Genomic DNA, 9,013 nt, shown 5'->3' with positions numbered 1-9,013 from the left:
GCCGGGCGAGGTCGGCCGGTGCCGGGCCCCGCGGGTGCCGGGCGCCCCGCGGATGCCGGGGCGGTCGGGCGGTCGGGCGGTCGGTCGGGCGGTCAGCCAGTCAGGCAGTCGGCGGCCGGAGCGGCCGGCGGGCGGGTGCGGGGGGCCGGCCGGTGCCTGCCACCGCCGGTACGGGTCAGGCCTGGCCGGCGATCAGCCGGCCCTTCTCGACGCGAACCGGCACGGCGGGCAGTGCGGCGGTGGCCGGGCCCTGCAGGACCTCGCCCGTGGTGGCGTCGAAGCGGCTGCCGTGGCAGGCGCAGTCGGCGTCGGTGCCCTCGACACCGGTGAGGACGCAGCGCTGGTGGGTGCAGACCGCGCTGAACGCCTTGTACTCGTCCGCGGTGGGCCGGCTCACCAGGAGCCGCTGCTCGCGGAAGAGTCTGGCGCCGCCCTCGGGCACGGCGTCCGCGGCGCCCAGGTCGACCGGCGCGCTGGGGGTGGCCGAGGTCTCCTCGCTCTCGCCCCCTCCGCCGCCCCCGCCGCAGCCGGTGAGCCCGGTGGCGCCCGCTGCGCCGAGGAGTGCCGCTCCGCAGAGCACGGTACGGCGGGAGGCTGCGGGTCGGCTGGTCATGGCGGCTCCACGGTGGCGCGGGGTGGGACGACTTCTTGATCGAGACGATACCGGCCGCCTCGGGGGCGGGCCTTCCGGGCGATCCGGGCAGGGCTCGGGCCGAGGCTCGGAGCGGGTCCGGGGATGAGGCCCGGGCGGGCTCCGGTGGGGGTCGCCTGAGGCTTCGGCGGGGCCCGGGCGAGGTCGGGCGGGGCTCCGTGCTGGGGTCGCGCGAGGCTTCGGGCAGGGCTCCGGCGGGGGCTCCGGGCAGGCTTCGGCGGGGCTCCGGGCGGGCTCCGGCGGAATCGCGCGAGGCTTCGGGCAGGGCTGCGGCGGGGGCTCCGGGCAGGCTTCGGCGGGGCTCCGGGCGGGCTCGGCGAGGTTCACGCGAGGCTCCGGCTGGGTTCGGCACGGTTCGCGCGAAGCTTCGGCTGGGTTCGGGGCCGGTCGGAGCCGGTCGGGGGGGTCGGGCGGACAGGCGGTGGCGGTGCGCGGATGTGGTGGGCCGCTCCGGCGGGGGCGGTGCGCGGATCTGGCGCGGCTCCGGCTGCGGTGAGCGGGTGCAGCCGCCGCGGCGGACGGGTGCAGCCGCCGCGGTGGACGGGTGCGGCGGGTGTGGTGGACGGGTGCGGTCGGAGCGGTGGACAGGCGGCTGCGGTGAGCGGGTGCGGTCGGCGCGGCGGACGGACGCGGCGGACGGATGCGGCGGGTGTGCCTCCGGTGGCGCCCGGCGGGTTCCGCGGCTCCCGCCGTGCCCGTTCCGCCTGCCGCCGGGTCCGTTCCCCGTCCTGTCGTGCCCGTTCCGCCGCGCTGTGGACGCGGGGCGGCCGGACGGGTCAGGATCGGCGGATGATCGTCGTAGCCGGTGAAGCACTGATCGACCTCGTTCCCGCCCCCGGGACCGCGCCGGACACCGCCGGTTCCGCCACGGAGCCCGGCTCCCCGGGCGCGCTGCTGCCGCGGCGCGGCGGCGGGCCGTACAACACCGCGCTCGCGCTGGGCCGGCTCGGCTCCCGCACCGCGTTCTGCTCCCGGGTGTCGTCGGACCGCTTCGGCACGGATCTGCTGCGCGGGCTGCGCGCGGACGGGGTGGACACCACGCTGGTCCAGCGCGGGCCGGAGCCGACGACGCTGGCCGTCGCCGAGATCGGCGAGGACGGCTCGGCCGGTTACCGCTTCTATGTCGAAGGCACCGCCGACCGCCTGTTCGAGCTGCCCGGCCCGCTTCCCGGGGATGTCCGCGCGCTGTCGCTCGGCACCTGCTCGCTCGTCCTGGAGCCCGGCGCCGGCGCGTACGAGGCGCTGCTCCGGCGCGAGTCGGCCCGCGGGGTGTTCACCACCCTGGACCCGAACATCCGCGCGGACCTGATCACCGATCCGGACGCCTACCGGGAGCGCTTCCGCAGCTGGCTGCCGTACGTCGGTCTGCTGAAGCTGTCGGCCGAGGACGCGGCCTGGCTCGGCGGCGACCCCGCGGAGTGGGCCGCGGCGGGACCGGGGGCCGTGGTCGTCACCCGGGGAGGCGAGGGGCTGACGGTGCTGACCCGCTCCGGGACATGGTCCGTTCCGGCCGAGCGGGCCGACGTCGTGGACACCATCGGGGCGGGCGACACCGTGAACGCGGCGCTGCTGCACCGGCTCGCGACCCGGCACGACGCGCTGGCGCCGGGGGCGCTGGAGAAGCTCGGGGCGGAGGCCTGGCGGGACGTGCTGGGCTACGCGGCACGCGCGGCGGCCGTGACCTGCTCCCGCCGGGGAGCCCAGCCTCCCTACGCCTCGGAGATCGGCGACTAGACGGCGGCCGGAGTCGTCCAGACCGCGGCCCGGGCCGGCCCGGCCGACTCCCGCGGGGCGGTCCCCGTCGCCGGGCCGGGCCGCGGCACGGCGGCCGGGCACGGCGACGGGAGCCGCCTCTCCGGGAAGTCCCGGCCCGCGGTCAGGCCCGCTTCGGCTTGGCCGGCGTCCGCTTGGCCTTGGCCGGGGCGCGCTTGGCCGCCTTCGCCCGTGGGCCGCCCGCGGGCGCCTGCGCGTCGCTGACCCGGTCGCCGAGGATGTCCCGCAGGAACTTCCCGGTGTGACTCGTGGGCAGCGACGCCACCTGCTCCGGGGTGCCCTCGGCGACGACGAGGCCGCCACCGCTGCCGCCCTCGGGGCCCATGTCGACCACCCAGTCCGCCGTCTTGACGACGTCGAGGTTGTGCTCGATGACAATGACGGTGTTGCCCTTGTCGACCAGGCCGGAGAGCACCGCGATGAGCTTGCTGATGTCCTCGAAGTGCAGGCCGGTGGTCGGCTCGTCCAGGACGTAGACCGTCCGCCCCGTGGACCGCTTCTGCAGCTCGCTGGCGAGCTTGACCCGCTGGGCCTCGCCGCCCGACAGGGTCGGCGCGGGCTGGCCGAGGCGGACATAGCCGAGCCCGACCTCGTTGAGCGTCCGCAGATGCCGGGAGATGGCGGGCACGGCCTCGAAGAAGTCGAGGGCCTCCTCGATCGGCATGTCGAGGACCTCGGCGATGGACTTGCCCTTGTAGTGGACCTCCAGCGTCTCCCGGTTGTACCGGGCGCCGTGGCAGACCTCGCACGGGACGTAGACGTCCGGCAGGAAGTTCATCTCGATCTTGATGGTGCCGTCACCGGAGCAGTTCTCGCAGCGGCCGCCCTTGACGTTGAAGGAGAAGCGGCCCGGCAGATAGCCGCGGACCTTCGCCTCCATGGTCTCCGCGAACAGCTTGCGGACCCGGTCGAAGACGCCGGTGTACGTCGCCGGGTTGGACCGCGGGGTGCGGCCGATGGGTGACTGGTCGACATGGACCACCTTGTCGACCAGGTCGTCGCCCACCACCCGGGTGTGCCGCCCGGGCACCGACTTGGCACCGTTCAGCTCGCGGGCCAGGTGGGTGTAGAGGATGTCGTTGACCAGGGTCGACTTGCCGGAGCCGGAGACGCCCGTGACCGCGGTGAGCACCCCGAGCGGGAAGGACACGTCGATGTCCTGGAGGTTGTTCTCCTTCGCCCCGTGCACGGTCAGCTGCCGCTCGGGGTCGGCCGGCCGGCGCTTGTCGGGCACCGGGATGGCCCGTCGTCCGGAGAGGTACTGGCCGGTGACCGACTCCTCGTTGGCGGTGAGCTCCTTGAGCGAACCGCTGTGCACGACCTTTCCGCCGTGCTCGCCGGCGCCGGGGCCGATGTCGACGACCCAGTCCGCCACCTTGATCGTGTCCTCGTCGTGCTCGACGACGATCAGGGTGTTGCCCATGTCGCGCAGCCGCACCAGCGTCTCGATCAGCCGGTGGTTGTCGCGCTGGTGCAGGCCGATGGACGGCTCGTCCAGGACGTAGAGCACCCCGACCAGGCCGGAGCCGATCTGGGTGGCGAGCCGGATGCGCTGGGCCTCGCCGCCGGAGAGCGTGCCCGCGGCGCGGTTCAGCGAGAGATAGTCCAGGCCGACGTCCACGAGGAACCTCAGCCGCTCGTTGACCTCCTTGAGCACCCGCTCGGCGATCTTCTTCTCGCGGGCGTCGAGCTTCATCTCGCGGAGGAAGTCCGCGCACTCGCTGATGGACATCGCCGAGACCTCGGCGATGGAGCGGCCCTTGACGGTGACGGCGAGAATGATCGGCTTGAGCCGCGTCCCCTCACAGGAGGGGCACGGCACCTCGCGCATGTAGCCCTCGAAGCGCTCGCGGCTGCTGTCGCTCTCCGCCTCGCTGTGCCGGCGCCGGACGAAGGGCACCGCCCCCTCGAAGGCGGTGGTGTAGGCGCGCTCCCGGCCGTAGCGGTTGCGGTAGCGGACCTCGATCTGCGTGCGGTGGCCGTTGAGCAGGGCCTTCTTGGCGCGCTGCGGGAGTCCGGCCCACGGGATGTCCGTACGGAAACCGAGGGCGTCGGCGAGGGCGTCGATCAGGCGGCCGAAGTATTCCTTGCTGTGGCCGTGCGACCAGGGGTGTATGGCCCCCTCGTCCAGGGACTTCTCCTCGTCGGGGACGACCAGCTCGGGGTCGACCTCCATGCGGGTGCCGATGCCGGTGCACTCCGGGCAGGCTCCGAACGGGGAGTTGAAGGAGAAGGAGCGCGGCTCCAGCTCCTCGAACGACAGGTCGTCGTACGCGCAGTACAGATGCTCGGAATACATCCGCTCGCGCTCGGGGTCGTCCGCGTCGAGGTCGACGAAGTCGAGGATGACCATGCCGCCGGAGAGCCCGAGCGCGGTCTCGACGGAGTCGGTCAGCCTGCGCTTCGCGCTCTCCTTGACGGTGAGGCGGTCGACGACCACCTCGATGGTGTGCTTCTCCTGCTTCTTCAGCTTCGGCGGGTCGCTCAGCTGGACGGTCTCGCCGTCCACCCGGGCCCGGCTGTACCCCTTGGTCTGGAGGTCGGAGAAGAGGTCGACGAACTCGCCCTTGCGCTCCCGCACCAGCGGGGACAGCACCTGGAAGCGGCTGCCCTCCGTGAGCCCCAGCACCTTGTCGACGATCGCCTGCGGCGACTGCCGGGCGATCGGCCGGCCACACTCGGGGCAGTGCGGCTTGCCGATGCGGGCGAAGAGCAGCCGGAGGTAGTCGTAGACCTCGGTGATGGTGCCGACCGTCGAGCGCGGGTTGCGCGAGGTCGACTTCTGGTCGATGGAGACCGCCGGGGACAGGCCTTCGATGAAGTCGACGTCCGGCTTGTCCATCTGGCCGAGGAACTGCCGGGCGTACGAGGAGAGCGACTCGACGTACCGGCGCTGGCCCTCCGCGAAGATCGTGTCGAACGCGAGGGAGGACTTGCCCGACCCCGACAGCCCCGTGAAGACGATGAGGGAGTCGCGGGGCAGGTCGAGGGAGACGTTCTTGAGGTTGTGCTCGCGAGCGCCACGAACGATGAGACGGTCGGCCACGCCGGTCGGCACCTTTCTTGAGAAACGAGAGGGGGTGCGGTGCGGAGCCCTGACCCAGGGTAGGGGGCGCGCCACTGCGGTGTCCTTCGGATGCCCTCCTGAGCTTATAGCACGCACTTTCGATTTACGGCCGTTCTTCACCGGCTTCACCCGAACGTGTGGACCCGGTGGCACCGGGTGACGCGGGGCCTGAATCACATGCCGGGAAGCGCGGAGAGGTCACACCGCTGAACTCTGCCACCCGGCACTGACAATCGGCTCCGGAGCGCCGTCGAGCGGCCGCTTCCGACTCGTTTCAACGGCCTCGCGGCCCCGGGTAATCCCCCGGCCGGACGTGGCGGGCAGCACGGTGCAGGAGGCTCCCGCCTCCGCCCGGCGGCCGCGGCTAGGCTTGCGGTCATGACGTACAGCGGAGCGGTGAAGGTCGGTGGCCCGGCGGACGTGCACGAGCTGACGGATCTGATGATCTCGAAGGTCGCGGTGGGCCCCATGGAGAACAACGCGTATCTGCTCCGCTGCCGGGCGACCGACACGCAGCTGCTGATCGACGCGGCCGCCGAGCCGCGGACCCTGCTGAACCTCATCGGCGACGGCGGGCTGTCGACCGTCGTCACCACGCACCAGCACGGCGACCACTGGCAGGCCCTGGCCGAGGTCGTCGAGGCGACCGGCGCCCGCACCTGCGCCGGCCGGTACGACGCCGCTGGCATCCCCGTCTCGACGGACGTCCTCGTGGAGGACGGCGACACGATCCGCTTCGGCCGCATCGCGCTGACCGCCCGCCATCTCGCCGGGCACACCCCCGGCAGCATCGCCCTGGTCTACGACGACCCGCACGGCCCCCCGCACGTCTTCACCGGCGACTGCCTCTTCCCCGGCGGCGTCGGCAACACCCACCAGGACCCGGAGGCCTTCGCGAGCCTCATCGGGGACGTCGAGTCCAAGCTGTTCGGTCAGCTCCCGGACGAGACCTGGGTCTATCCGGGGCACGGCAAGGACACCACCCTGGGCGCGGAGCGCCCCCACCTGCCGGAATGGCGCGCCCGCGGCTGGTGAGACATCCGCGGGCGGGCGGGTCCGGCGGCTCCGGGGAGCCGCCGGACCGCGATGTCACCGGGACGTCGAAGCCTCGTCCTTGCCGCTGTCGCCGCCCTTGCCGTCCGCGCCGTCGCCGGCGCTTCCGCCGCCCCCGGTGCGGGAGACGTACAGGCTGCTGGCCGTGGTGACGACGAGGACCGCGCAGATGACGCCCAGCGAGAGCGGGGTGCTGATCTCCGGGACGTGCAGGCCGGACTCGTGCAGGGCGTGCAGGATGAGCTTGACGCCGATGAAGCCGAGGATGACCGACAGGCCGTACGAGAGGTGGACCAGCTTCCTGAGCAGTCCGCCGATCAGGAAGTACAGCTGGCGCAGGCCCATCAGGGCGAAGGCGTTCGCGGTGAAGACGATGTACGGGTCCTCGGTGAGGCCGAAGATCGCGGGGATCGAGTCCAGCGCGAAGAGGATGTCCGTGGTGCCGAGGGCCAGCACGACGATGAACATCGGGGTCATCAGGCGCTTGCCGTTGTCCCGGACGAACATGCGGGTGCCGTGCCAGGTGTCGGTCGACGGGAAGCGGCGCTCGATGGACTTCAGGAGGCGGTTCTCCTCGTACTCCTCGTCCTCCTCGTCCTTGCGGGCGTCCTCGATCAGCTTCCAGGCCGTGTAGATCAGGAACGCGCCGAAGATGTAGAAGACCCAGGAGAAGTTCGCGATGACGGCCGCACCGGCGGCGATGAAGATCGCGCGCAGCACCAGCGCGATCAGCACTCCGATCATCAGAACGCGCTGCTGGTAGACCGTCGGCACGGCGAACTTCGCCATGATCAGGATGAACACGAAGAGGTTGTCGACGCTCAGCGACTTCTCGGTGATGTAACCCGCGAAGAACTCGCCCGACGCCTGCCCCCCTCCGTAGAAGAGGAGGCCGACCCCGAAGAGGACGGCCAGCACGATCCAGACGACGGTCCAGGTGCCGGCCTCCCGCAGGGAGACCTCATGGGGCTTGCGTCCGCCGATGAAGAAATCGACGGCAATCAGGGCGCACAGACCAACCACGGTCAGCGTCCACATGGTCAGGGAAACGTCCACTGCACTCCTCCGGCAGAGTCGTCGGCAATCTCAGCGTCGTCGCTGCCGGAGGTCTCTTCCACCCGGGGAAGCCGAACGGCTCGCCCAGGGCCGGCGCCCCGGGGTCTCGTCCGGCCGGGGCCGGCGATCGCCGTATTGACGGGTACGCCGCGACAGGGAGTACTCCCCTCCGCAGAAAGGAGAGTACCCGAAGTCCCAAAGGAAGGTAAAACTCTGGGCAAGGGAGCTACAAAGATCCTGGTGAAGAGGGGTGCTCCGGTGGGGGCGCGGGCGTTACGGCGCCTCAGTGGCCGTAGGCACGGCGGGCTTCGGCGACCCGGCCGAGGACCTGGCGCAGCACCTGGCTGCCGGCGGGCGGCAGCATCGGCTCGTACGTCCAGGCGTGGCCGACCCAGGGGTCCGCGAGATGGTCGTCGGCCACGGGCGTGACGCGCAGCAGCGACCGCCACAACGGGTCGAGCACCGGGCCGTACGCCGAGGCGTCCTCACGGTCGGCGACCATCATCAGATGGACGCCGACGGCCGGGCCCTCGTCCGCGAGATAGCGCAGCTGCGTCACCGCGCGGTCGTCGAAACCGTGCGGGAAGTCGTTGACGATCAGCAGCTGCCCGGCGGTGTCGAGGTCGGGCGGCAGTGCGTCCGGAGCACCGCCGCGGACCGCCATCTGCACCAGGTCCACCCGCCGGGTCAGCGCGGCGAGGGTCGTGGCCACTCCCCCGGCGCCCGCTGCGGGCGGACCGGCGAGAGCGCCCGAGTCGAGCAGCGGGGCGAGCGCGGCGGCGCCGGACCCGGCCGGGTCGACGGCGTGCACGGAGATCTCGCCGACCGGCTGGATCGCCAGCAGCCGCGCGGCGACGGCCACCGCGGCCTCCATCGCGAGCCGCCGCAGGCCGGTGGAGTCCACCGCCGCGTCCGCGCCGAGGCCGGACCGGCCGCTGTCGACCCACAGGCCCCGCTCCAGCGGCAGCCGCATCAGCATGGGGATGCGCAGCTCGGGGCGTTCCGGGAGGTGCAGGTCTCCCAGCCGCAGCGCCATGGGTACCTCCATCGGCACCCGGTAGCCGTGCCACACGGGGCTGTCCCAGCGGGCGAAGGCGGGCGGCAGCGCCGGTTCCACGACTTCCGCCTCGGCGGCCAGCTGGGCGAGGTCCCGGTCGAGGGCGGCCCGGGCCTGTTCGACGAGCCGCTCGTGCTTGGCCCGCGCCTCGGCCCGGGCGCTGTCGCCGCCGCTGCCGATGCGGGACCGCGGGTCGCCGAGGACCCGGTCGAGCTCCTGGTCCATCCGGGAGTCGGCGAAGTCGACGGCGCTGCGGTACGCGGCGACGCTGCGGGCCAGGTCCTCGAACATGCCCCAGACCTGGTTGTAGAGCCGTTCGTCCATGCTCCAGCCGCTCGCGTCCCCGGCGACCGGG

General features: G+C 72.6%; 5 protein-coding genes and 1 pseudogene. 2 read left to right on the top strand and 4 right to left on the bottom strand.

Annotation, left to right across the window (positions count from 1 at the left end; translation table 11 throughout):
- Positions 1–175: 175 nt before the first annotated feature.
- A complete protein-coding gene (locus GCU69_RS09060; protein WP_098755487.1) occupies positions 176–613 on the bottom strand; it encodes a Rieske (2Fe-2S) protein in 438 nt (145 codons plus the stop codon).
- Positions 614–1,441: 828 nt separating this feature from the next.
- Here GCU69_RS09060 and GCU69_RS09055 point away from each other — a divergent pair.
- Positions 1,442–2,386, top strand: a complete 945-nt coding sequence (locus GCU69_RS09055) for a carbohydrate kinase family protein (protein ID WP_156205610.1) — start codon at positions 1,442–1,444, stop codon at positions 2,384–2,386.
- 142 nt (positions 2,387–2,528) lie between these two features.
- Here GCU69_RS09055 and uvrA read toward each other — a convergent pair whose 3' ends face one another.
- Positions 2,529–5,471 (bottom strand): excinuclease ABC subunit UvrA, encoded by a 2,943-nt coding sequence (uvrA, locus tag GCU69_RS09050; RefSeq protein ID WP_098751372.1) that lies wholly within the window; start codon positions 5,469–5,471, stop codon positions 2,529–2,531.
- Positions 5,472–5,870: 399 nt separating this feature from the next.
- Between uvrA and GCU69_RS09045 the strand changes: the two genes are divergently transcribed.
- A complete protein-coding gene (locus GCU69_RS09045; protein ID WP_098751370.1) occupies positions 5,871–6,527 on the top strand; it encodes an MBL fold metallo-hydrolase in 657 nt (218 codons plus the stop codon).
- A gap of 54 nt (positions 6,528–6,581) precedes the next feature.
- On the opposite strand, the gene GCU69_RS09040 is transcribed toward GCU69_RS09045, so the two are convergent.
- Both GCU69_RS09040 and GCU69_RS32590 read right to left on the bottom strand, forming a co-directional pair.
- Positions 6,582–7,601 (bottom strand): TerC family protein, encoded by a 1,020-nt coding sequence (locus tag GCU69_RS09040; protein ID WP_156205609.1) that lies wholly within the window; start codon positions 7,599–7,601, stop codon positions 6,582–6,584.
- A gap of 283 nt (positions 7,602–7,884) precedes the next feature.
- A pseudogene (locus GCU69_RS32590) lies at positions 7,885–9,013 on the bottom strand (TerD family protein); the annotation flags it as partial.

The sequence above is a fragment of the Streptomyces lycii genome (assembly GCF_009735685.1).
Lineage (GTDB): Bacteria > Actinomycetota > Actinomycetes > Streptomycetales > Streptomycetaceae > Streptomyces > Streptomyces lycii.
Note: the sequence above shows the minus strand (reverse complement) of the source record. Positions and strands in the feature narration are given on the sequence as shown.

Coding starts and splice junctions, on each gene's coding strand:
- GCU69_RS09060 (WP_098755487.1), bottom strand. CDS start 613: ATGACCAGCCGACCCGCAGCCTCCCGCCGTACCGTGCTCTGCGGAGCG.
- GCU69_RS09055 (WP_156205610.1), top strand. CDS start 1,442: ATGATCGTCGTAGCCGGTGAAGCACTGATCGACCTCGTTCCCGCCCCC.
- GCU69_RS09045 (WP_098751370.1), top strand. CDS start 5,871: ATGACGTACAGCGGAGCGGTGAAGGTCGGTGGCCCGGCGGACGTGCAC.